Origin of the sequence: Thiomicrorhabdus cannonii, assembly GCF_013391695.1 — a bacterium.
Lineage (GTDB): Bacteria > Pseudomonadota > Gammaproteobacteria > Thiomicrospirales > Thiomicrospiraceae > Thiomicrorhabdus > Thiomicrorhabdus cannonii.
Genome location: NZ_JACBGH010000002.1, coordinates 101,174 through 124,491 on the forward strand (window position 1 = coordinate 101,174; position 23,318 = coordinate 124,491).

The 23,318-nt window shown below is 54.5% G+C and carries 23 protein-coding genes and 2 tRNA genes; 3 read left to right on the forward strand and 22 right to left on the reverse strand.

The features are described 5' to 3' along the window. Positions 1-60: 60 nt before the first annotated feature. The 5 genes from HZ297_RS03630 to HZ297_RS03650 all read right to left on the reverse strand — a co-directional run bounded on the left by HZ297_RS03630 (position 61) and on the right by HZ297_RS03650 (position 4,344). The gene (locus HZ297_RS03630) at positions 61-849 is read right to left on the reverse strand and encodes a hypothetical protein (protein ID WP_178861635.1); all 789 of its coding nucleotides are present in this window, start codon (positions 847-849) and stop codon (positions 61-63) included. 61 nt (positions 850-910) lie between these two features. Then, a complete protein-coding gene (gene ntrC / locus HZ297_RS03635; RefSeq protein WP_178861798.1) occupies positions 911-2,326 on the reverse strand; it encodes a nitrogen regulation protein NR(I) in 1,416 nt (471 codons plus the stop codon). A gap of 43 nt (positions 2,327-2,369) precedes the next feature. Continuing rightward, positions 2,370-3,410: a nitrogen regulation protein NR(II) gene (glnL, locus tag HZ297_RS03640; RefSeq protein WP_178861636.1), complete on the reverse strand. Its 1,041-nt coding sequence runs from the start codon at positions 3,408-3,410 to the stop codon at positions 2,370-2,372. Between the two features lie 14 nt (positions 3,411-3,424). Then, the gene (locus tag HZ297_RS03645) at positions 3,425-4,087 is read right to left on the reverse strand and encodes a metal-dependent transcriptional regulator (RefSeq protein ID WP_178861637.1); all 663 of its coding nucleotides are present in this window, start codon (positions 4,085-4,087) and stop codon (positions 3,425-3,427) included. A gap of 2 nt (positions 4,088-4,089) precedes the next feature. Further along, on the reverse strand, positions 4,090-4,344 hold the full coding sequence (locus tag HZ297_RS03650; RefSeq protein WP_178861638.1) for a hypothetical protein: 255 nt from the start codon (positions 4,342-4,344) through the stop codon (positions 4,090-4,092). A 101-nt stretch (positions 4,345-4,445) separates the two neighbouring features. Between HZ297_RS03650 and HZ297_RS03655 the strand changes: the two genes are divergently transcribed. Then, positions 4,446-5,213 (forward strand): hypothetical protein, encoded by a 768-nt coding sequence (locus HZ297_RS03655; RefSeq protein ID WP_178861639.1) that lies wholly within the window; start codon positions 4,446-4,448, stop codon positions 5,211-5,213. Between the two features lie 114 nt (positions 5,214-5,327). Here the strand turns inward: HZ297_RS03655 and HZ297_RS03660 are convergent. The 15 genes from HZ297_RS03660 to HZ297_RS03730 all read right to left on the reverse strand — a co-directional run bounded on the left by HZ297_RS03660 (position 5,328) and on the right by HZ297_RS03730 (position 17,740). Next, positions 5,328-5,403, reverse strand: a tRNA-Lys gene (locus HZ297_RS03660). A gap of 90 nt (positions 5,404-5,493) precedes the next feature. Next, a tRNA-Lys gene (locus HZ297_RS03665) sits at positions 5,494-5,569 on the reverse strand. A gap of 194 nt (positions 5,570-5,763) precedes the next feature. Beyond that, positions 5,764-6,456 carry a 7-cyano-7-deazaguanine synthase QueC gene (gene queC / locus HZ297_RS03670; protein ID WP_178861640.1) on the reverse strand — a complete coding sequence of 231 codons (693 nt, stop codon included), beginning with the start codon at positions 6,454-6,456 and terminating at the stop codon, positions 5,764-5,766. A gap of 19 nt (positions 6,457-6,475) precedes the next feature. Continuing rightward, positions 6,476-7,297, reverse strand: coding sequence for a tol-pal system protein YbgF (gene ybgF, locus HZ297_RS03675; protein ID WP_178861641.1), 822 nt, complete (start codon positions 7,295-7,297; stop codon positions 6,476-6,478). 29 nt (positions 7,298-7,326) lie between these two features. After that, the gene (pal, locus tag HZ297_RS03680) at positions 7,327-7,920 is read right to left on the reverse strand and encodes a peptidoglycan-associated lipoprotein Pal (RefSeq protein WP_218644533.1); all 594 of its coding nucleotides are present in this window, start codon (positions 7,918-7,920) and stop codon (positions 7,327-7,329) included. Positions 7,921-7,989: 69 nt separating this feature from the next. Next, complete coding sequence (gene tolB / locus HZ297_RS03685; RefSeq protein ID WP_246261610.1) at positions 7,990-9,321, reverse strand: Tol-Pal system beta propeller repeat protein TolB; 1,332 nt, start codon at positions 9,319-9,321, stop codon at positions 7,990-7,992. A gap of 102 nt (positions 9,322-9,423) precedes the next feature. After that, positions 9,424-10,461, reverse strand: coding sequence for a cell envelope integrity protein TolA (gene tolA / locus HZ297_RS03690; protein ID WP_178861642.1), 1,038 nt, complete (start codon positions 10,459-10,461; stop codon positions 9,424-9,426). A gap of 1 nt (position 10,462) precedes the next feature. Further along, entirely contained in the window at positions 10,463-10,930 is a 468-nt protein-coding gene (locus tag HZ297_RS03695) for an ExbD/TolR family protein (RefSeq protein ID WP_246261611.1), read from the reverse strand. A gap of 5 nt (positions 10,931-10,935) precedes the next feature. Beyond that, on the reverse strand, positions 10,936-11,658 hold the full coding sequence (tolQ, locus tag HZ297_RS03700; RefSeq protein ID WP_178861643.1) for a protein TolQ: 723 nt from the start codon (positions 11,656-11,658) through the stop codon (positions 10,936-10,938). Positions 11,659-11,718: 60 nt separating this feature from the next. Continuing rightward, positions 11,719-12,729 (reverse strand): Holliday junction branch migration DNA helicase RuvB, encoded by a 1,011-nt coding sequence (gene ruvB / locus HZ297_RS03705; protein WP_178861644.1) that lies wholly within the window; start codon positions 12,727-12,729, stop codon positions 11,719-11,721. Further along, complete coding sequence (ruvA, locus tag HZ297_RS03710; RefSeq protein WP_178861645.1) at positions 12,730-13,359, reverse strand: Holliday junction branch migration protein RuvA; 630 nt, start codon at positions 13,357-13,359, stop codon at positions 12,730-12,732. A 26-nt stretch (positions 13,360-13,385) separates the two neighbouring features. Further along, positions 13,386-13,922 carry a crossover junction endodeoxyribonuclease RuvC gene (gene ruvC / locus HZ297_RS03715; protein WP_246261612.1) on the reverse strand — a complete coding sequence of 179 codons (537 nt, stop codon included), beginning with the start codon at positions 13,920-13,922 and terminating at the stop codon, positions 13,386-13,388. Between the two features lie 102 nt (positions 13,923-14,024). Next, a complete protein-coding gene (nadA, locus tag HZ297_RS03720; protein ID WP_178861646.1) occupies positions 14,025-15,101 on the reverse strand; it encodes a quinolinate synthase NadA in 1,077 nt (358 codons plus the stop codon). Positions 15,102-15,163: 62 nt separating this feature from the next. Then, entirely contained in the window at positions 15,164-16,945 is a 1,782-nt protein-coding gene (aspS, locus tag HZ297_RS03725; protein ID WP_178861647.1) for an aspartate--tRNA ligase, read from the reverse strand. A 75-nt stretch (positions 16,946-17,020) separates the two neighbouring features. Continuing rightward, on the reverse strand, positions 17,021-17,740 hold the full coding sequence (locus HZ297_RS03730; protein ID WP_178861648.1) for a DUF502 domain-containing protein: 720 nt from the start codon (positions 17,738-17,740) through the stop codon (positions 17,021-17,023). Positions 17,741-18,011: 271 nt separating this feature from the next. On the opposite strand from HZ297_RS03730, the gene HZ297_RS03735 reads away from it, so the two are divergent. After that, positions 18,012-18,890 carry an SDR family oxidoreductase gene (locus tag HZ297_RS03735; protein WP_178861649.1) on the forward strand — a complete coding sequence of 293 codons (879 nt, stop codon included), beginning with the start codon at positions 18,012-18,014 and terminating at the stop codon, positions 18,888-18,890. 16 nt (positions 18,891-18,906) lie between these two features. On the opposite strand, the gene HZ297_RS03740 is transcribed toward HZ297_RS03735, so the two are convergent. Continuing rightward, on the reverse strand, positions 18,907-19,239 hold the full coding sequence (locus HZ297_RS03740; RefSeq protein WP_178861650.1) for a thioredoxin family protein: 333 nt from the start codon (positions 19,237-19,239) through the stop codon (positions 18,907-18,909). Positions 19,240-19,393: 154 nt separating this feature from the next. Between HZ297_RS03740 and HZ297_RS03745 the strand changes: the two genes are divergently transcribed. Next, on the forward strand, positions 19,394-20,443 hold the full coding sequence (locus HZ297_RS03745; RefSeq protein ID WP_178861651.1) for a zinc-binding metallopeptidase family protein: 1,050 nt from the start codon (positions 19,394-19,396) through the stop codon (positions 20,441-20,443). Positions 20,444-20,541: 98 nt separating this feature from the next. Here the strand turns inward: HZ297_RS03745 and HZ297_RS03750 are convergent, their stop codons facing one another. Then, entirely contained in the window at positions 20,542-23,028 is a 2,487-nt protein-coding gene (locus HZ297_RS03750; RefSeq protein WP_178861652.1) for a methyl-accepting chemotaxis protein, read from the reverse strand. Between the last annotated feature and the right edge of the window lie 290 nt (positions 23,029-23,318).

A 23,318-nucleotide genomic window follows, 5' to 3' on the forward strand; every position in this document is an offset into this window, starting at 1 on the left:
ATTCAACCTAAAAGACAAAAAGACGTGTGAAAATGAAAATCTAAAACCGAACAGGCCGGGTCATGAGGAGATTGAACGCTGCCAGCGATTGACGCCGACCCGGTGGGTTTGTGCAAAATCGCGAGCCATTTCCCCCAAAGGGGCCAGGCTCCAGTGCCAACTTTCCTCGGCCGCCAAAACCGGCAGCCCCCACCAGAGTTCAAAGGTTTCCAGGCACGTCCCTTCGCGGTCAAAACGCTGCGCCTCGCGGTCGGCAATCAATACCACCGGCGCCTGGAACGCCTGTAAATAAGCGATATGCGCCTGCAATAACCCCTTCGCAATGTTTTCAAGCACGTTCTCATCCTGTGTCCGACGTTTGCGCAACCAGGCAAGCGGCATAGTAGGCAACTGTGTAAGCAGATTCAGCGACACCACCCAGTCAATGTCTTTATCATTCAGCCAACGTTGCGGCATCGCCACAAGCAGCTCGCCCTGATAAAAAGCGGACATCGACTCGGTCACATCGTGTTCGATCAGGCGCACATTGGCAAAACCGCGCGCCCTTTTACGGGCGGCTGGCAGAAACACCAGGTCAACCAGCCAGACCTCGTCAAACAGGGTGGCCAGTTCCGCCAACGGAATATCGTTGAGGGTACCGGCACCGAAAATCAACGCCTTGCGCTTGTTTGCGCAGGCATGCGCCTCCGCCAGCAGAAGGTCGCGACATTTTGCATAATGCGGCGCCCAGGCTGTACGACAACGCTTGCTGCGTGCCGCGGTGGCAATCGCCTCTTTCAGAAACCCCATCGGCCGCACATAGGGCAAATGCACCGGCGTGATGGCGTACTGTACCAGTTCCCAAATCATGGTTTAGCGCGCCTTGTTTTTGACCCGGCCTGTTGAGTTTTTAAAACCCGGATAAACCGAATCAATCATCCAGCCCCAGCGCTTGGGATTTACGCGTCAGGGTGTTGCGTCCCCAGCCCAACAAAGCCGCCGCTTTCTGGCGATGGTTATGACTCATTTTCAACGCCTCTTCGATCAGCACCGTTTCAAACAGCGGTTCGGCGGCCGTGTGCAGACCTTCCTTGCCGGAAAGCAGAAAAGCCTCGGCCCAACGACGCAACGGCGCCTGCCAGTCGTCATCCTGTTCATCGGCGCCGCGGGTTTCCACCGGATTTCGCAATTCCAGCGGCAAATCCTCCATCTGCACGACCTTATCGGGCGCCATAATCGTCAGCCAGGTACACAGGCTGCGCAACTGGCGCACGTTCCCCGGCCACGGCAGACTGCTCAAGAAACGCTCCACCTCTTTGCTCAGCTGTTTCTCTTCCAAATCCAGTGCCTTGGACTCCTTTTCCAGATAGAAACGCAACAGCAGCGGAATATCTTCGCGGCGCTCGCGCAATGCCGGCACCTTGATGCGGATAATGTTCAGGCGGTAGAGCAAGTCTTCACGGAAACGCCCTTCGCGCACCAACTGCTCCATATTCTGGTGGGTCGCAGCGACAATGCGCACATCGGTTTTGATCGGGTTCTTGCCGCCGACGCGATAGAAACTGCCGTCGTTCAAAACACGCAGCAGACGGGTCTGCAAATCCACCGGCATATCACCGATTTCGTCCAGAAACAGCGTGCCGCCGTTGGCCTGCTCGAAGCGGCCGATGCGCTGCGAATGCGCTCCGGTAAAGGCGCCTTTTTCGTGACCGAACAGTTCCGACTCAAGCAGTTCGCGCGGAATGGCCGCGGTGTTCAGCGCCACAAAGGGCCCTTCGGCGCGCGGACTCAGCTCGTGCAGCGCCTGCGCCACCAACTCCTTACCGGTACCGGTTTCACCGTTGATCAGCACCGTCACATCCAGCTGCGACACGCGCCCGAGGATGCGGAACACTTCTTGCATCGCCGGCGCCACCCCGATGATATTCAGCGGCTGCTTGTCCTGCGGTTTTTTGCGGCGTGACGATTTGATACCGCCCGACAACTTACGTTTGATGGCGCGGTCGATCAGGCCGATCGCCTCGTCCAGATCAAACGGTTTGGGCAGATACTCAAACGCCTTGCTCTGGTAGGACTTCACCGCGGTATCCAGGTCGGCATGCGCGGTCATAATAATGACCGGAATCGCCTTGTCCTTTTCATGGATGGCTTCCATAAACGTCAAGCCATCCATATCCGGCATGCGCACGTCACTGATAATGACGGTAGGCGGCGCCTGCTCGAACGATTTCAGCGCCAACAGAGGTGAATCGAAGACCTTGAGCGCATAGGGTTTGTCTTCCAACGCGGTTTCCAATACCCAGCGGATTGAGGCGTCATCGTCGACAATCCATACGACCGGTAGCATCTCTTCTTCGTTCTGCACGGTTTCAATCCTCAATAAATAATAGTTAAGTGTTCAAAGGTAAATACACATTAAAAACAGTCCTGCCCGGCTCGCTTTCCGCCACAATCAGGCCGCCGTGCTGGCGCAACACATTCTGCGCCACCGGCAGACCGAGCCCCGAGCCCTCTTTTTTGCTGCTCACCATCGGATAGAAAATCGAGTCGAACACCTCGTCGGGAATGCCCTCGCCCTCATCGGTGATACTGATGACCGCCACCAGCGGGAAGGTGCGCGTCCCCAGCGTAAATTTGCGCTCCACACGGGTTTTGATGGTAATCAGGCCGCCGTGTTTTTCCATCGCCTGAATGGCGTTTTTGAGCAGATTCAGAATCGCCTGCACCATCGCCTCAAAATCGATGCTGACTTCCGGAATACTCGGGTCGTAATCCAGTTTGATATAGACATTCGCGGGTTTCTCGCCCTCGATAATCTGCAAGACGTAGCGAATCAGCTCGTGGATATTGTGCGGCTCTTTCTCGGCGGTCTGCTTGGGGCCGAGCATACGATCCACCAGGTTTTTGAGGCGTCCTACCTCTTTGGCGATAATATCGAGAAACGCCTGATCCTTGTCATCCGGTGCATGGCGTTTCTGCAACAGCTGCGTCGCCCCCAGAATCCCGGCCAGCGGATTCTTGACCTCATGCGCCAGCGTACGCACCAGCAGATTACCCGCTTCATACTGATGCCAGCGTTCGTCCTCTTCGACAATACGGTGATGACGCTCGGTATTGAAAATCTCCATCAGCCAACCGCTTTTGTGATTCACCTCATACGGCGACAAGGTGCAGCTGACGCGCACCTTGCTGCAATCCGGTAGCTGCACAGCATATTCGTGAATGGTCAGTTTCTGCTCGTCCGCCTTGTGCAGATCCGGCACCAACCCCGGCAAAATAGCGCGCCAAGGGGTGCCGACAATACGGCTGGTACTGGTCTGAAACAACTCGCCGGCGGCAATATTCATGTAACCGATGGTTTCGTCACCGCGAATCCACACCACCGCGGTCGTCAAACCTTCCAGTAACTCTTCAAATGATCGCTGATTCATGTCCGTTTCCCGTCTTAAACACTCACCATCAGCGCCGTTGCCAAACGGTAATCAATGGCATTCAACTCGTTGCCGTCAATTTCAACCAACAAGGGGCCGTTTAGCGGTGCGACTTTTCTGACCACCACTTGCGACCCCGTCGTCAAACCGATCGATGCCAGATAACGCAGCTCTTCAGGACTGCGGTTTTTGATGCGTTTGACCGTCAACGGCTGCTGCAGCGGCATCTCCGTCAACGGCTGCCAATCATTGGTTTCCAATTCACCCTCAGGCGAAGGAATCGGCGAACCGTGCGGATCCTGCGTCGGCTGCCCCAGATCGTCCCACATACGGTTGACGAGCTTGTCGGAAATGGAGTGTTCCAGCACCTCGGCCTCTTCATCCACCTCGTCCCACGAATAGCCGAGACGCTCCACCAGATACAACTCCAGAATGCGGTGCTTGCGCACCATATTCAAAGCGATTTTGCGCCCGCTGTCAGTCAGGCTAACACCGTAATAACGTTCGTAAACGATATACCCCTGTTCGGCGAGCTTTTTGAGCATATTGGAGACCGATGCCTGGGAGATGCCCAAACGCTCGGCGATCACGGAGGTTTGCACGCCCTTGTCGTGCTGGGTCCGACCTTCGAGTTTGTAAATGATTTTGAGGTAATCTTCGAGTGCTTTCGACACCATACTTAACCCGGCTGTGCCATCATTTCGCGGATGACCTCTGGGTCCGGAAACGCGAATATATATAAAATCGCAAACAGCACCAAAAAGACAAAACGGCCAACCCCGCGAAATTGCAATTTAGGGTGACACAGAATGCCGAATGCCAGGCCCGAGACCACGCCGCCGATCGAGCCGACGGTTCCCGCCAGCATCGCCAAAAGCGCGCCCAAAGCCATGCCGTAATAGTGCCAGGTAAACTTTGCTTTTTGTTGATTCACTGCTAATATCCTGTGCGATTCAAATGAAAAATATTTTAGCAGTAAATACAAACCAAAAGTTTCCATTTTGGTGCAAAAAACAAGGACAAAAGGACAACGTAATGAAAGAGCCAATTATTGTCGTCGGCCTCGGTGAACTGGGCAGCGTTTTTGCCCGCGGCTTTCTGCGCAGCGGTCATCCGGTCGTGCCGGTGACGCGTGACATGGATATGCAATCGGTCGCCCAGACTTATCCCTCCCCTAAAGCGGTGTTGATTGCCGTGGCCGAAGCGGATATTCACGCGGTACTTGCTGCCTGCCCGCAAGCCTGGAAAGACAAGGTCATTTTGCTGCAAAACGAACTGCTGCCGCGCGATTGGCAAGCCGCTGGTTTTGCAGACCCGACGGTCATCTCGGTCTGGTTCGAAAAGAAAAAAGGCATGGACAGCAAGGTGGTGCTGCCATCCCCTATTTACGGCCAACATGCACGCCTGGTGTTCGATGCACTGGCAAGTCTCGATATTCCCTGTTTCATCCTCGACAGTGCCGACGAATTGAATTACGAACTGGTCCGCAAGAACCTCTATATCCTCACCACCAATATCGCCGGCCTGGAAGTGGGCGGCAACGTGGAAGCCTTGATGAACCGGCATAGTGCGGTCATGAACGCGGTGGCAAAAGACGTACTCAATATCCAGGACTGGCTAACCGGTATGGAGAACGACCGCGAGCGCTTGATGAACGGCTTGCATGAGGCCATTAACGGCGACCTGCAGCACGGCTGCATGGGGCGCTCCGCGCCGGCGCGCCTGAAGCGTGCGCTAGGTTTTGCCAACGAGGCCGGCCTGTCGGTTTCCAAATTGCGCGCCATTGCCGACGCCCACTTGTAACGTGATCGCCGACCTAAACTAAAACCGCCAAATGGCGGTTTTTTTATGAGCACTACTTATTTAATCCGGATAATAAAAAACCCCACAGGGCGAACCATGCGGGGTTTCTAAATATGGTGGGTCGTGGGCGATTCGAACGCCCGACCAATTGATTAAAAGTCAACTGCTCTACCGGCTGAGCTAACGACCCATATTGTAAGTTTTGCACGTTGTAAAAGCGTTAACTTAAGCGTGATGTTTAAGGTAACTCTATTACGTTTCCAAGCGTCCTGAGTAAGGATGGTGGGTCGTGGGCGATTCGAACGCCCGACCAATTGATTAAAAGTCAACTGCTCTACCGGCTGAGCTAACGACCCCTCTTGGAATGGGGCGTATTATACATCGCTGACCTAGCAGTGCAAGCGTTTTTTGTGTTTTTTAGCGTTTTTTTGCGCCACTTATTGCACGTTGTCATCGGCCACCCAAACCGCCGCAAAACAAGCGATTGTTTTTATTACTGTTTAGCGCAAAGACGGGCAACCGCGTGCCAATCAACGCGATTCAAACAGATTCACACTTGATAACGCGTGGGGTCACTCAAGCCGGCATCCGCAAAGCCCTGCTTGCGCAAACGGCAGGAGTCGCACACGCCGCAGGCGCGTCCTTCAGAGTCGGCCTGATAACAGGAAACCGTCAAACTGTAATCCACCCCGAGGCGCGAACCGGTCTGGATAATCTCAGCCTTGGTCATCGCAATCAATGGCGTACGGATATGCAGATGCTGCCCTTCCACCCCTACTTTGGTGGCCAGATTGGCCATTTTCTCAAAGGCTTCGATAAATTCCGGACGGCAGTCGGGATAGCCTGAGTAATCCACGGCATTAACACCGATAAAGATATCGTTGGCGCCCAGCACCTCTGCCAACGCCAAGGCATACGACAAAAACACGGTATTGCGCGCCGGCACATAGGTCACCGGAATCTGGTTCTTATCCACGCCGTCCACCGGCACGGCAATCGAACTGTCGGTCAACGCCGAGCCGCCGATCTGGCTCATGTCCACCTGCACCACACGATGGCTGGCCGCGCCTTGCTGCTTCGCCAAGGCGGCCGCAAAATCCAGCTCGGCACGGTGGCGCTGACCGTAATCGAAGCTGATGGTGTGGCACTCGTAGCCTTCGCTTTTGGCAATGGCCAATACGGTGGCGGAATCCAAACCGCCGGAAAGTAAGATAACCGCTTTTTTAGATGCGTTTACGTGCATTACTTGTTTCACTTATTCGTTATTGATTACCAAGACGCTTTTGCGCGCTTTGTGCGGCACGCGTTTCCGGATAGGCTTCCACCACCTTACGGTAGCGTGCTTGCGCTTCTGCCGTTTTCTGCATATTTTGCAGACTGTCGGCGGCACGCAACATGGCGTCCGGCGCTTTGGCAGAATCAGGATACTGCTCCAGCACACGCTCAAACGCCTGCAAGGCCTTTTGATTGTCTTTGCGGATCAGATACCCCTCGCCCGCCCAGTAACTGGCATTACTCGCCAAAGAGCTGTCCGGGTATTTTTCAACAAAGCCTTCAAAGGCGGCAATCGACTCTTCATATTTCGCCGCACGCATCAGTGCGAAAGCGTTCTGGTAAAGGGTATTTTCCTCGGCGGTCGCCGCACGGGTTTTGATGACTTTGGAAACCGGCGGCGCAGCTTGTGCAGTCGGTTGCGTTGCAGCCGATGCCGCCGGCGTGGCGACTAGCGGACTGGCCACAGCCGGTAGCCCTGCTTGCGGTGCCGGTGCGGCCTGCTGAGTTTTGGTTTGTTGCTCCAATACACTGATACGCTGATCGGTTTCGGTATAACGCTCGCCGGCCTGCTGGATAAAACGCTGCTGGTCACGCTGTAGCCGATCCATCTTGTCCTGCAGCTCCTGAATCTGGCGCTGCTGCTGTTCAAGACGCTGCGTGAGCTGCAACAATACCGGATTGTCCGCCATGCGTTCCAAACGCTGCAAGCGCTCTTCAATCGAACCCTGCGGTGCCGCCTGCGCCGCCTGAAGCGTCAGATTTGCCGCCAAAGCCGCAAGCATCGCCCATTTAAGTGGTGTGTTTTTCATGTTCGCATTCCTGATGGTAGCGTTGGACATTAGTGGATTTTAATTTCCACGCGACGGTTCAAGGTCCAGGCCTCTTCAGTGTGTTCCAGTGCGGCCGGTTGCTCTTCACCAAAACTGATCACTTCAATGCGCTTCTCATTGACGCCAAACAGCATCATCACCTGCGCCACCGCCTTGGCGCGCTTCTCGGCCAGTGCCAGGTTGTATTCCGGACTACCGCGTTCGTCGGTATGCCCTTCCAATTTCACCGTTTTGTCCGGATTGTCCATCAACACCTGGGCATAATGCTTGACCAACGCCGTGTTCTCTTCGCTCAAAATCGATTGGTCAAAACCGAAATAGACAACCGGCTGATAAGTCATCACGCCTTGTGCATCCTGCCCCAAAGCACTGCCGTCCGCCACACCATTGCCGATTTCGATGCCGTGGATTTCCACGCCCAAATCGACATCTTCACCCGGTCTTGCACCTGTTCCCTGGCCATCCATCTGCTGTTCCAGCGGTTGCAAATCGGTATCACTGCCGCCTTCAGCGCCGCCACCCGGCGTGCTACAGGCGCTTAAAGTTGTCAAAGCGGCCATCATCGCCGCCAGCAGAAATGTTTTTTTCAACGATGTTGTCATGCGTTATTCCCTAATTCTTTAATAAATTTGCAGCAACTGCTCTGATAATTTGTTTTCACACGGTAACACTTAACGGTTCAGGAAAGGCCCCCACGCCGGCTCGCGCACCTGACCGTCCTGCACGCTCAGAACCTGCGAGGTTTTGCCGTCCGGCGATACAATCGCCAGTTTGCCTTTGTCATTCTGGTTCATGGCATACAGGATCATCTCGCCGTTGGGCGAAAAGGTCGGCGACTCGTCGAGGAACGTATGCGTCAGCACATTGAACTGCGAGGTCTGCAGATCCTGCAACCCAATGTTGAAACCGCCTTGCCCGTGCACCACGGCAATATAACGGCCATCTGGCGAGACTTCCGGATTGGCGTTGTAACGCCCCTCATAGGTGATGCGTTTGATCTCGCCGGTTTCCAGTAACACCTGGAAGACTTGCGGCTGGCCGCGGCGGTCGGAGTTGAAATAGATGGAGCGCCCGTCCGGCGCCCAGGCCGCTTCGGTTTCGATCGACCAGTCGCGGGTCACGCGTTTCAGGGCGCGCGTCTGCAAGTCCATCACATAAATGTCGGCGCTGCCGTCTTTGGAAAGCGTCATCGCCATTTTCTGACCGTCCGGTGACCAGGCAGGCGCCCCGTTGATGCCGGTGAAGCTCGCCAGGGTTTCACGGTACTTGCCGTCCAGACTCTGCACAATAATGTACGAGCGCCCCTTTTCAAAGGAGACATAGGCGAGCTTTTTGCCGTCCGGCGACCAGGAAGGCGACATGATCGGCTTGGGCGAGCGCAGAATCGGCTGCGGGTTGTAACCGTCGGCATCCGCCACTTCCAACGTATAGCGGCGTTTGCCGTTTTCGTTCTTCAAGGTCACATAGGCGATCTGCGTATTGAAGGCGCCACGTACGCCGGTCAGCTCTTCATATATCAGATCACTGATCAAGTGGCCGATCTGGCGCAGTTGTCTACCGGGAATGTTGCTCCAGCGCTTGCCGAACACCTGCTGTTTGCGCAGCACGTCCATAAAACGCACCTCGATCTGGTAGCGGTCGTTGCCCATATCAACCACCTTGCCGATCAGCATATTGTCGATATCCAACGGACGCCACTGCGCAAAATCGACCTCTTCGGCCAGACTCGGCTGCGCCGGCAAACTGCCCACAGGCAGCGGTTTGAACTTGCCGCTGCGGCGCAGGTCGTCGCGCACGATCTGCGCGATATTTTCCGGCATAGCGGCACTATTGGACGCAAACGGCACAATCGCAATCGGCAGGGCGTTTTCGTAGCTTTCGTTAATTTCGATGGTCAGGCGCGCCTGCGCCTGGGTCGGCAGCATAATGCCGAACATTCCCGCCAGACCGGCGGTGAGCATGATACTTTTGAACAGGCCGGGTTTAGCCTTCAACAATTGCATGGTGATAAAACCTTTGGTTGATTTTGTAAATGTCACTCTACTCAAACTTTGCCATAGGCTCAAGCGGCTCTCGCATAACCGAAAGCCATCTCAAGCCTCCCGTCAGGGTTTGAAGACAAACTTGATATTTCGCTCAAACAGTTCCGGTACCGGCGGTTCAGGCAGCGGCTCGGAGCGGTAAACCGCTTTCTGGGCCGCCTCCTTGAACTGGTCGTTGGCAAACTGGTTGCAGTTGAGCACCTTGACGCTGGTGACACGTCCGCCCGGCGACTGGGTGATGTCCAGTTCACACTGCGCCTGCTCGGAAATGCGCGCCGGGGTACGCCAGTTATCCTTGACCTTGGCGGCAATCGCCGACACATAAGTTTCTTTCAGCGACTGCAGCTGCTGACGTTTTTGCGCTTCGCGGCGCTGTGACTCTTCGGCAGCCAGTTGGCGTTGCAGATCGGCTTTCTGCTGCGCCTGCTCCTTTTCGAGCATGGCCTGCAAGGTCGCTTCCTGCAACTGCTGCTTCTCGACCGCTTTACGCGCTATCTCGGCTTCCAGCGCTTTTTTCTTCTCTTCTTCCTGCTTGCGCTGCGCTTCCGCCTTGGCAATCAGTTCTTTGGCCTGCTGTTGCTTCTGCTCGGCCAACTGCGCTTCCTTGCGCGCTTTTTCGGCTTTGGCTTTTTCCGCTTCGGCACGTTTTTTCTCGGCCTCTACACGCTGCTTCTCAATATCTGCCAAACGCTTGGCTTCTTCCGCCTTGCGTTTTTCGGCCTCGGCTTTGCGCTGCTGCTGTTGCGCCTGTTGCTTGGCCTCTTCGGCTTTTTTACGCTCGAGTTCCTGCTGACGCTTAAGCTCGGCCAATCTGACTCTTTCTTTCTCGGATTGTGCCTGAAGTTGCTTCTGCTCGGCCTTTTTGGCTTCCTCTTCGGCCTTGATCATCGCCAATTTCTGCTGCACCGCAGACGCGTCCACCGTAAAGGTCTGCATCGGCTCGATGGTTTTAACCTCTTTAACGGGGTCTGAATGGCCGCCACTCAAATGAATCACCTGCGATGGGGTCTGCCACTGCCAAGCCACGGCCACCACGACCACCAGATGCAATACCACCGCCAACAGCACCGCCAGCGGATGTCTGACAATAAACGCTATCATCCTACTGCCCCTCCGCTTCCGGTTCGGTCATCAAAGAGACGTTCTCCACTCCGTTGACCTTCAGCACGGTAAACAGATGCACCACCTTGCCATAAGGTGCAGCTCGGTCCCCCTGAATATAGATGGGCTGAGCTGCGTTCAACTGGGCGCGCGCCACCACTTCGGCCACCAAGTCGGCCAGCTCCTTGCTGCTCAACACCCGCTCCGGTTGTGCCGAGGTGGTATAAGCCCCCTCTTCGGTCACGGTAATCACAAACGGCACTGACTCGTCGGCAACCGATTTGGCTTTGGACTGCTGCTTGACCTCCGGCGTCTGCGGCAACTGCACCGTAACTGCCTGCTGCACAATCGGCGCGGTCACCATGAAAATAATCAACAATACCAGGGTCACGTCGATATAGGGCACGACATTGATCTCCGCCATCAGACGTTTTTTATGTCGCTGGCTTCTGAATCCGCTGTTCATCATCTGCATCAACCTTGGTTTGACTGACCGTTAATAGGATTATTTTGTTCAAGCGCATGCGCCTGACGCTGCAGAATCGTCAGAAAACCTTCGGCAAAATTTTCATATTCACTCAAAAGGCGTTCGACACGGGTGCTCAGACGGTTATAGGCAATGACCGCCGGAATCGCCGCAAACAGGCCGATGGCGGTTGCAATCAGCGCTTCGGAGATACCCGGCGCCACGGCCGCCAAGGTGGCGTTTTGCACATTGCCGAGCGATTGAAAGGCGTGCATGACCCCCCAGACCGTGCCGAACAGACCGATATAGGGCGCGGAGGAACCGACCGTTGCCAACAACGACAAACGGTTTTCGAGGTGATCGGCATTTTTGGAAAAGGTAATTTTCATGGCGCGCTGCGCACCGGCAATCAGGTCGGACGAGTTGGAAACTCCCTGTTTTTTAAGACGCACAAACTCGCGGAAACCGGCCTCGAAAATCGCCGCCATGCCCGACTGAGGCAGACCGCCCTGCGCCGCTTGCTGGGTCATCTGATTAAACAGCCCCGTCAATTCGGGCGTCTGCCAGAAGACCTGCTCGAATTGCTGCGCCTGTTTGGTCGCCTGGGTCACTTGATAGGATTTGGCTAGCGCCACCGCCCAGGCTGCAATCGACATTAACGCCAAAATCACCATCACCGCCTGCACCACCGGACTGGCCATCAAAATCAAATCCATCAATTCCGTATTCATGTTTCCCCCACGTTAATGTCACTGTCGTTTTAAAGCATGCTGCAGGCGGTGATGCCCGCGCTAATCGTCCTGCGGATAAAGGCGGCCGAGGTGCTCATAGGCTCGGCGGCTCGCCATGCGTCCGCGCGGACTGCGAATCAAAAAACCCTGTTGCACCAGAAATGGCTCGATGACGTCTTCAATCGTGCCGCGCTCTTCGCCCAACGCAGTGGCCAGACTGTCGATGCCGACCGGGCCGCCGTCGAACTTGTCGATCAGGGTTTGCAGATAGCGGCTATCCATTTTGTCCAGGCCCAGCGGATCAACCTCCAGCAGATTCAACGCCAAATCGGCAATCTCGGCGGTGATGATGCCGTCGCCGCGCACCTGGGCGTAATCGCGCACACGACGCAGCAGGCGGTTGGCAATGCGCGGCGTGCCGCGCGAACGGCGGGCAATCTCCATCGCACCGCTTACCTCGGCGTGCATCCCCAAAATATTGGACGAACGCGCCACAATCTGCATCAACTCCTCGTCGGAGTAGAATTCCAACCGCTGCACCAGACCGAAACGGTCACGCAACGGCGAAGTCAACAGGCCGGCTCGCGTGGTCGCGCCCACCAGCGTAAACGGCGGAAGGTCGATTTTAACGCTCTGCGCCGCCGGGCCGTCGCCAATCATAATATCCAGCTGGAAATCCTCCATTGCCGGATAAAGCACCTCTTCGACAATCGGACTCAAACGGTGAATCTCGTCAACGAACAATACGTCATGCGGTTCCAGACGCGTCAGAATCGCCGCCAGATCGCCGGGCTTCTCCAAAACCGGACCGGAGGTCTGGCGCAAGGTCACGCCCATCTCCTGGGCGATAATGTTCGACAATGTGGTTTTCCCCAACCCCGGCGGCCCGTAAAGCAACACATGGTCAAGCTGTTCGTTGCGCATTTTGGCGGCGTCCATCGACAGCTGCAGCTGCTCGCGCACCGCTTTCTGGCCGATATACTCGTGAATCTGCGTCGGCCGCACCGACGGCTGGGCATAGATGTCGTCGGTGGATTCCTGCGAACCAATAATGCGATCGGTTTCAATCATTTAGATTTTGACTCCCTGCAGGGCACGCTTGATGACCTCTTCCAGCGACAACGACTCGTCAAACACACTTTGCACCATTTTTTCCGCTTGCGGGGTTTTGTAACCCAATGCCACCAACGCATCGCACGCCGACTGCTGCACACTGTTGAAAGACGGAACGGCCGCCGGAGGCGTAAACAGATCACCGCTGCCGGTCGATTGGTAACGTATCAACCCGGCATCCACCACCGCTTTCAAACGGTCGCGCATCTCGATCAACAGACGCTCCGCCGTTTTCTTGCCGACACCGGGAATGCGCGTCAGCGCGGTGATGTCGTCGCGTTCCACCGCCGTGCAGAACTCGTTGACCGACATGGCCGACAAAATCCCCAGCGCCATTTTGGCCCCCACGCCGTTGACCTTCAGCAGCGTTTTGAACAACACGCGCTCGGATTCGGTGGCAAAGCCAAACAGCAGCATGGCGTCTTCGCGCACATGCATATGGGTCAAAATGGTAACAGGCTCGTCACTCTTTTCAAGCTGATAGAAGGTCGACATCGGCGCTTCCACCTCATAGCCTACCCCGTTGACGTCAATCACCAACAGCGGCGGTTGTTTTTGCGCCAGTTTACCCCTTAGAAATCCGATCATGCTTTAGCCAGCGTCCTTCATTAAATTTAGAATTTAGTGCCGCGGGAGAGCGTTTCCGCATCCAATCCCAGCGTCATATAACGGTCATGACACAAGGCGCACGCCAAGGCATCGGCCGCGTCCTCCTGCGGGGCATCGGTCAGTTTCAACAGATTCTGCACCATATACTGCACCTGCGTTTTACCGGCGTGCCCCTTGCCCACCACCGTGCTTTTGATCTGTGTGGGCGTGTACTCCATAATCGGCACATTCTTGATGGCCGCCGCACACAGAATCACGCCGCGCGCCTGCCCGAGCTTGATGGCCGAGTTGGGGTTTTTATACACAAACACCTTCTCGATCGCCATCACATTCGGCTGATACTGGTCGATAATCTGGCAGACCGATTCAAAGATGACTTTCAGCCGCTCCGCTCCGCTCAACTTCTCGACGCGGATCACGCCGCTGACCAGATAATTGGGGTGATAACGCCCCGATTCGATCACCCCGAATCCGGTTTTGCGCGACCCGGGGTCGATTCCCAGCACGCGTTTGATGTTTTTAGGCGGCGTAATCAGAGCCAAAAGCGACCTCAAAAATTCTCAACAGGCCGGGTTCGAGAACTAGTACCCTCAACCCGGCCTGTTCACAATAAAAAACCGCGAAAAACAACGCGGTTCCGTTGGTTATTTATCGGTTTTCACCAAGCCCTGCTCGCGTGAAAAATCCAGCATACGCTGTACCGATCGCAGCGCCTTAACACGCACCGACTCGTCAATCAGAATCTCGCCGGTCTGTTTTTCCAGACACTCCGCCAGATTTTTCAGGTTATTCATCGCCATCCACGGACAATGCGCGCAACTCACGCACTGGTGTTCGCGGTCGGCGGTCGGCGCCACAATCAAACGCTTCTTCGGCGCCGCCTGCTGCATTTTGTAGAACAGGCCATAATCGGTCGCGACAATAAAGGTGTCATCCGGCATGTTCTGCACGGCGTTGAGCAGCACCTTGGTGGAGCCCACCACGTCCGCCATCGCCACCACATCGGCCGGCGATTCCGGATGCACCAGCACCTTGGCGTCGGGATGCTGCTTGATCAACTGTTCCAACTCATACGACTTGAACTCGTCATGCACGATACAGTGGCCCTGCCAACGCAGCATCTCGATGCCGGTCTGCTTCTGGATCCAGTCGCCCAAATGGCGGTCCGGTGCCCAGATGATCTTGTGCCCCTGCTCTTTCAAGTGGCTCACAATCTGCAATGCATTGCCGGAGGTGACCACCCAGTCGGCAATCGCTTTGACCTCGGCACTGGTATTGGCATACACCACCACCGTGTAGTCGGGATGCTCGGCGCAGAACTCGGCAAACTCCTTGGCCGGACAGCCCACATCCAACGAACAGGTCGCTTCCAGATCGGGCATCAGCACGGTTTTTTCCGGACTCATGATTTTGGCGGTTTCGCCCATAAAACGCACGCCGCACACCACCAACTCCTGTGCATCGGAATGGGCACCGAAGTTGGCCATTTCCAGCGAATCGGCCACAATGCCGCCGGTCTCTTCCGCCAGCGCCTGCAAATCGGCGTCCACATAATAGTGGGCAACCAGCTGTGCATTATGCTGTTTTAGAAGACGCTTGATTTTGGCTTTCAACGCCTCTTTTTCGGCATCGGTCAACGGCGGCAGAATATGCGCGTTTTGGGCAAGCCTGTTGATTTTGGTTTCCAGGCCAACGGGAATTTCATACGATTGTTCGGACATAAGATAAGCCTCCCAATGTGAGTGCGAGCGAGAGGCAAAGCGCCCCTCGCCATTTAGATGAATCAGGCTTTTTCTTGACCGAATTTGCGGAAACGCAACGCCAGTTCAGCCAGTTGCGAATCGGCGACCAAGCCCGGTGCTTCGGTCAACAAACAGGCGGCGGACTGGGTTTTCGGGAAGGCGATAACGTCACGAATCGAATCGATATTGCCTAGAATCATCACCAAACGATCCAAACCGAACGCCATACCCGCATGTGGAGGACAGCCGTATTTCAAGGCGTTCAACAGGAAGCCGAACTTGTCCTGCGCCTCTTCGTCGGAGATACCCAGCAGTTTGAAGATGGCCGCCTGCATGTGCGTGTCGTGAATACGCACCGAACCGCCGCCGACTTCCAGACCGTTGATAACCAAGTCATAAGCACGCGACAACAGCTGCACCGGATCCTTGTGGTTCAGAATCTCTTCGGTGGTCGCTTTAGGCTGCGTGAACGGATGGTGTACCGCCGCAACACGTGCGGTCTTCTCGTCCTCTTCAAACATTGGGAAGTCAACCACCCACAATGGTCGGAAGCGGCCATTGATCATATTCAAATCTTCACCGATCTTGACGCGCAGCGCCCCCAGCGCTTCGTTGACCACCTTGGCCTTGTCCGCACCGAAGAAGACGATATCGCCGTCTTTCGCTTCAACACGCGCCATGATCTCCATGACCTGATCCGGGAAGAACTTGACAATCGGCGACTGCAAGCCGTCGATGCCGGCAGACAGGTCATTGACCTTGATATAGGCCAAGCCTTTCGCACCGTAGATGCTGACAAACTTGGTGTATTCGTCGATCTCTTTACGTGACATAGTGGCGCCGCCCGGTACTTTCAAGGCAGCGACACGGCCTTTCGGATCTTGCGCCGGGCCGGAGAACACTTTGAAATCGATGTCCTGCAGCAGATCGGCCACATCCACCAGCTGCATGTTGATACGCAGATCAGGACGGTCGATACCGTATTTCTGAATCGCTTCGGAATACGGCATACGCTGGAATTTGTAATCGAATTCGACACCGATGGTCTCTTTGAAAATGGTTTTGACCAACCCTTCCATCACTTCCATCACCGATTCCTCGTCCATAAACGAGGTTTCGATATCCAGCTGGGTGAATTCCGGCTGACGGTCGGCACGCAAATCTTCGTCACGGAAACAACGGGTAATCTGATAGTAACGGTCAAAACCGGACATCATCAGCAACTGTTTGAACAGCTGCGGCGACTGCGGCAAGGCAAAGAATTTGTTGGCGTGGGTACGGCTTGGCACCAGATAGTCACGCGCGCCTTCCGGCGTCGATTTGGTCAGAATCGGCGTTTCCATATCCATAAAACCGTTGTCGTCCAGGTAGCGGCGCATGGTACGCGTCACGTGGTAACGCAACTTCAGGGTCTTCTGCATCTCTTCGCGACGCAGGTCGATATAACGGTATTTCAGGCGCGTTTCTTCACCGACGTTTTTCTCGTCCAACTGGAACGGAATCGGCTCTGCCATGCTCAACACATCCAGGTCAGCGGCCACGATTTCGATCTTGCCGGTCACCATATTCGGGTTAATGGTGCCTTCAGTACGCGCCACGACTTTACCGGTGATTTTCAGTACACACTCCGCACGCAAACGCTCCGCTTTGGCAAAGACCTCCGGCGTATCCGGATTCACCACGACCTGCACCAAACCTTCACGGTCACGTAAATCAATGAAGATAACCCCACCGTGGTCACGGCGACGATGCACCCAACCGGCAACGGTGACTTGCTGATCGATCAAACTCTCGGTGACTTGTCCACAATAATGTGTACGCATACTGTTTTTACCTTTAATGTCTTTAATTTTTTAACGTTTAATACTGAGGCACCGCCCTGTAAAAAGGCCGTGCATTTAATTCTGTTTGTCGGCAAGCGCCTCTTGCGCATTTGGACTACCGGTGGTGACATCCGCCTGAGCCGCTGAAACCGGCTGAACCGTTATGGTTTGCGGCGCACTGCCCGCCTTGGGCTTATAGGACGGCACCACCACCCCGCCCGATATGACCATTTTGAGGGCGTCATCCACATTCATTTCCAGCTCGATAATCTCGCTTTTGGACGCCATCAAAAAGAAGCCGGAGGTCGGGTTGGGCGTGGTCGGCACAAACAAGTTCACCACTTCCGTCAACCCGGTGCGCATCTGCGCCTCGCCCTTCTGGGTACTGGTCTGAAACGCCAATGTCCACAGACCGACGCGCGGATACTGAATCAGATAGACCTTCTGAAAGGTCTGTTCACCCGAACCGAATATCGCCTCGGCGATCTGTTTCACCGCGGTATAAATCGAACGCACCAGCGGGATGCGTGCCAGAAAGCGCTCCCACAGGCTCACCATCTTGCTGCCCAGCAGGTTGGCCACCAGCATGCCGGTCATCACAATCACCGTAAAGGCCAAGACCACGCCCAGCCCCGGAATGCTGAAGCCGAACAACTGCTCGGGACGATAGGCTTCGGGCACCAGCAGCAGGGTTTTGTCGAAAAAATTCACCAAAAACATGATGACGGCAATGGTCACGCCCAACGGCAACCAGACCAACAATCCCGCAATCAGATAACGCTTAAGGATCGACATTACTAAAACTCCATGCTGTTCGAAGCGGTCTTCAAAGCTATATGAGCCAACTCTGATATAAATCAGAATAAACGCTGTATTATAAATGAATTTAACAGCGATTTGACAGGGAAAGTCAGCGAAAAAACGTGGCGAAAATTCTCTCAAAAAAACTCAACAGGCCGGGTCCGGAAAGTTTTTTGCAAGTTTATTTTCGCACCACCCCGCAAAATTTACTTTCATCCCGTCTGCCACTAAAATGAGGCCTCAACTGACTCTCACGGCTTTTAACATGACACCCAAAACCGTCGCAAACTCGCAATGCCTTCCGCCCGCCATCATTCTGATTACCGGCTGCTCCAGCGGCATCGGTTACCATTGCGCTAAGACCTTGCATGCAGCCGGTTACGGGGTCATCGCCACCTGCCGCAAACCGGCGGATGTCGATCGCCTGCGGCAAGAGGGCCTGACCTGCTTTGAGCTTGACCTCGCCTCCAGCGACTCCATCCATCAGGGACTTAACGCGATTTTGGAACATAGCGGCGGGCGGCTCGACGCCCTCTTCAATAACGGCGCTTTCGGCCTGCCGGGCGCGGTCGAAGACCTGAGCCGCACGGCGATGGAGTACCAGTTTCAAACCAATGTATTCGGCACCCAGGAACTCACCAATGCAGTCGTCAAGGTGATGCGTGCGCAGGGGCACGGCAAAATCATCTACAACAGCTCCATTCTGGGGTTTGCCGCGATGCAATACCGCGGCGCCTACAACGCCAGCAAATTCGCCATCGAGGGATTTGCCGACACCTTGCGTCTGGAGGTGCAAAAAGACAACATCCAGATCAGCCTGATTGAACCGGGGCCGATTCTGTCGCGCTTCCGCGAAAACGCCTATGAACAGTTCAAACGCTGGATCAGCCTTGAAGGCAGCGCCCACCGCAAAAACTACGAGGCGATGATTAAACGACTGGAAACCGTCGGCCCCAGCGCGCCCTTTACCTTGGGGCCAGAAGCTGTAACCGCTTGTGTTCTTCACGCCTTGCAAAGCAAACGCGCCAAAATCCGCTATCGCGTGACCGTCCCCACCAAAGCCTTTGCCGTGCTTAAACGTCTCTTGCCAACCCGCTGGCTGGATCGACTATTGACCAAGGCCGGCGGAGATGGCAAGCGATAGTCTTATTCGCCAAACATCATCGACCAAACATCATCGAATACGGCCGCGCCAAATCCTGCACCACTTTCTGCAAACTGAAACTGCGTACCTCTTCGATAAAACGTTGTCCGCCAAAAAACACCTGTAACGTCGGCAAGGTAAACACACCGTTTTGCGAGCAGAGTTCCGTGGTTTCGTGACAATCGACATAGACCAACGTGATCTTCGGATAATGCTCCGCCATCAGTTCAATCAATTTAGGCTTGATGGCATGGCACACATTGCACTCACGCCCGCCAAACAGTACCAGCAAAGCCTCCTCGCTCTGCTTCAACTCATCCAACTGCGCCAACGTTTCCAAGGTTTGCATTTACTGATCCTTTTTATTCTCTTTTTTCGTTCGCGTAGCATAGTGCAGCGGCCAATTCATCGCAAACAAATCGGCAAAAAAATCTCAACAGGCCGGGTAAAGCAGTGCGCACTTGGGTACAATCGATACTTTGACCCTTTTTGGAGCCACTTCATTGCGCCAGCCCGAAGCCTTTATCGACCTGCTTAAATCCCTGATTCGCCAACCCAGCGTGGTGGGAGCCGAACACTCGTTTTTCCGCGTATTGCAACGCGAACTGGAAGAGCGCGGCGCCAAAGTCACCTGGTATGAAGGCCTACTGGTCGCGCAAGGCACGCAACCCGATTCGGTGATGTTCTCGGCGCACATCGACCGCCACGGGCTGATTTGCACCGGCCCCAACGAGTTCCAGTACGCCGCCTTTGTGGCCGGCCGCCGTTCCGACCTGCTCGGCAACTCCGTCTCGGAAAAACTCATGCTTAAAATCGTCGACCGCTTCAAAGGCGTGGCGGTTATGGCGTACGAACCCTGGTCGGGCGCTTACCGCGGCTCGGGAGTCATCACCAACGCCTATGTGTGCGAATTCCGCAATAACCTGATTTTTGAAGTCGACGGCCTGGAACATCTGGTCGCCGGCACGCCGGTGGCTTTCAGCGACCGCTTGACACGCAACAACAATCTGTTGAGCGCGCAACTCGATAATGTGCTGACCGCCGCCCATTTGGTGCATCTGTTCGGCCTCGGTTTCCAGGGCACCGCCTTTTTTACCGCCGAAGAGGAATCCGGCAGCAGTTGGCGCTATCTGCTGGAATGGTTCCGCCGCTTTAACGGCGCTACCGACCGTCTGATCGTGGTAGACACCAGCCCTTACCCAGACAGGGAAAACGCAGACAAACAAAAAGTCGTCCTGCGTCGCCGCGATGAAAACGCCCAGTTCCATCCACAAACCACCGAACGCCTGCAAGGCATCTGCGAGAAACTCGGCATCAGCTATAGCTTTAAAGACGAATATATCCAGCAGCTCAACCAACAGGCCACCAACGGCGAACGTCAATCCTTGGGCAGTACCGAGCTGGGGCGGATAGTGGCCGCCTCCAACGGTTTCGTACAAGGCACCACGCTGCAAATCCCCACCACCGGCTATCACACCATGAACGAATCCTGCACCTGGGAGTCCTGCGTCGCTTTCCAGCACCTGCTGATGTCGATTAGCGGCATCAAATAAATCCATTTCCCAGCCAATATTTCCAGCCCATAAAAAAACCGCCCGATGAACGATTTCAATGGGCGGTTTTTTATGGGTCGCAATCAATGCGGTACTGGTTAGAACTCCTCCCAGGTATCCCCATCGGCAACCGGCTTGCTGCTTTTAGCGGGGGCCGCCGATGCAACGCGCGCTGACGGCGATCCTTTGCTGTCGCTCTGCGCAGATTTCCGCCCCGCATCCACCACCTTCACCGCCGGTTTGGCCGGTGTTTTGGGCGCCGCCAATGCAGACGCGGCGGGTTTGCCGGTCGCTATTTTGGGGCTTTGCACGGCCGACTGTGATTTCACCTGATCGATAACGGACTGTGAAATCTTGAACTGCTGCATTTGCGCCAATAGCTCTTGTGACTGGTCGGCGATAGTCTGCGCGCTGCTAGCCGACAACTCAACCAGATGGGCGTTTTCCTGGGTATTCTTGTCCAAGGAAACGATCGCCTGATTGAGCTGCTCAATCCCCTGCGCCTGCTCGATGGAAGAGGTGGCGATATCACCCACCATTTCCGTGACCTGACGGATTGCCTGACTGATCTCCGCCAACGAAGTACCGGATTGCTCCGCCAGCTGCGTTCCCTGCTCCACCTGCGAGACCGAACGGTCGATCAACTGCTTGATATCCTTGGCCGCTTCGGCCGACTTACCGGCCAGATTGCGCACCTCTCCGGCCACCACGGCGAAACCGCGGCCATGCTCACCGGCACGCGCCGCCTCAACCGCCGCATTCAACGCCAGCAGGTTGGTTTGAAAAGCAATCGAATCGATCAGGCCGATGATTTGCTCTATCTGGCTGCTGGACGCTTTAATCTGCATCATGGCGTCAATGGTGCGCTTCATGATCTCAGCACCCTCATCGGTTTTAGCCGCCGCTTGCGAGGTCAGCGCATTGGCCTGTTGCGCATTCTGCGCATTGTTGCGCACTGCAGCGGTCATCTCTTCCATGGTTGCAGCCGTCTCTTCAATGGACGCGGCCTGTTGTTGAATGCGCGCCGACAGGTCGGTATTGCGCTGGGAGGTCGCCTGGATATTTTCAACCACACCATCCAACGACACCAAGACCTGCGCATTCATGCGCGATAAGTTTTCCAACGAGGCATTCATGGCGGTTTGCATCTGTGCAAACTGCGCTTCATATTGACCATCAATACGCTGCGTAAGGTCGCCTTTGGCCATGACCTCCATCACCTCAGCGAACTTCATAATCGCGTCGTGCATGGCGACCGACATGAAATTGATCTGTTCACCCAGATCATGAATAAACCCGTCCAGTGTCGAAACGTCGATTTTCTCACCCAGATAGCCCTTGGCGGCTTTTTCTACAAGAACCTGCAAATTGCTTTCAACCACCTGCTGCATCTGCTCGAGTTTAACGGTCTGGGTCACATCCTTCCACTCGGTCACAAAACCGATGCGCTCACCGCCGTCGCCCCAGATCGGATTAACGATAATCTGCAAATGCAACTCGCCTAGAGTCAATTTGGCGACATAGGTATCGTTCAAGTTCGCCAGAAGTTTACGCTGATGGGCTGGATTGACGTGGAATATATCGATATTCTTGCCCACCAAGTCGTCGGCTTTAAAATGCGGCAGCATTTTTTGAATATCCTTTTCGACCTGCTTCAATGTCTTGAGAATCGATGCATTCATATAGGTAATATTCAAATCATTGTCCGCCACCATAATATTGGCCGAACTCTGGTCCACCGTGGTCTTGATGGTTTGCATAAAACGCTGGTTTTCACGCAGCATCGTAAACATATTTTTCAGGTGAAATTCCATTATCTTAAGTTCGCGCGCGCCCTCCATGGGAAGCTGAACATCCAGATGCAAACGCCCTTTGGCATCACACACCTGAGTCAACCTACCTTGCAAACGTACCAACGGCCCCAATAAAGCGCGGCGAATAAAAAATTCAAATGCCAGCAGCGTAACCAGCAAAGAGGCAAGGAAAACGGCTATGAACTCCATGCGCTGAGACAGGGCATTCGCTTCATTCAAAGCCTTCAACTGCGCTTGCGAACTGCTTTCAATGTAGTCATACCACGCTTCAAGCCCTTGCATAGCGGGACGGTCGTCCACTTTAACAATCGCATCAATCTCTTCAATGGCTGCGCCGGACTGCTTCAAGGCGACAATTCTGGCAAACATCTGATGGTATTGTTTCACCATCTGCTCAATGGCGTCCATTGACTGGATTTCGATAGGACTTAAGCCGGGTAAGGCTCGGTATTCGGTCAGGACCTGATTGATTTTTTGATAATTCGCCTCAAGGCTTTCGCTGTATTTTTGCGTGCGGTAGTCACTTTCACCGCGCAACAAATAGTTTTTGAAGTTATGGATATACTGCCCGTAACCCAGCTGCGCGTTAATCTCATGGTAGAGACGCTCTTTGTGGTCGACCTGAGCTTTGAACTCGATGACCTCATCCACATTCTGCTGCTGAAGGTTATAAAATATCCCGAATCCAATGCTGTTAATGACTATAAACAGCGCAAAATATATCATCACATTCTGAACGGTCGACCGACCGCGTATACTACTGCTTTTCATGACTAACTCCGCTCAACATACACCCAATCTTATTGTTATGATTTTCTTGTTTTCTTTACTTTTATATCTGTTGTCACACCAAAATTGACGAAGCCCCCCCTTTCTGCCCCATCAACTTTACCCCGCATAATACCTCAAGAGTTTAACAACTTAGAGGTTTCACTTCATAAACTGCACTAAAAAACCATTAAAACCGCTATTTCTCATGAGAACTCTACGAAAAATGCAAAAAACACGTGCATTATAAGCAGGTTAACCCATAATAAAAAACACAAAATTAATAAGCGATT